This window comes from Stenotrophomonas sp. 3diitr2024 (genome assembly GCF_042136455.1).
Lineage (GTDB): Bacteria > Pseudomonadota > Gammaproteobacteria > Xanthomonadales > Xanthomonadaceae > Stenotrophomonas > Stenotrophomonas sepilia.
Genome location: NZ_JBHHMJ010000691.1, coordinates 1 through 372 on the forward strand (window position 1 = coordinate 1; position 372 = coordinate 372).

Annotated in this window: 1 pseudogene; it reads right to left on the reverse strand. The window is 65.1% G+C overall.

The features are described 5' to 3' along the window. Window positions 1-228: 228 nt before the first annotated feature. Window positions 229-372, reverse strand: a pseudogene (locus ABGA94_RS17795) (SET domain-containing protein-lysine N-methyltransferase); the annotation flags it as partial.

Consider the following 372-nt stretch of genomic DNA (forward strand, 5'->3'; position numbering starts at 1 on the left):
ACCTGCTCGAGCACATGGCCGGCAACGACGATGTCGGTTTCCCGCCGGTGATCGTCTATACCGGCCGCGCACTCAGTCGCGAGGAAGAGCAGCGCCTGCGCCGCTATTCCAAGAGCATCATCATCAAGGGCGCGCGTTCGACGACCAGCCGCTCATGCCCATCAGCACCGGCGTGAACGCCTTCCACTGCAGGTGGCGGGTGAAGGTCTCGGCGCTGCCGCCGAAGATTGCATCGACGTCGCCGCTGTCATCGGCATCAACGTCGCCATGGCTGCGCAGCAGGCCCTTGTACTGGATCACGCGCTCGCCCAGCTTGATCGGGGCGACGGCGAACACGCCGTTGCCATGGATGGCGGACTTGCGGGCTTGGAT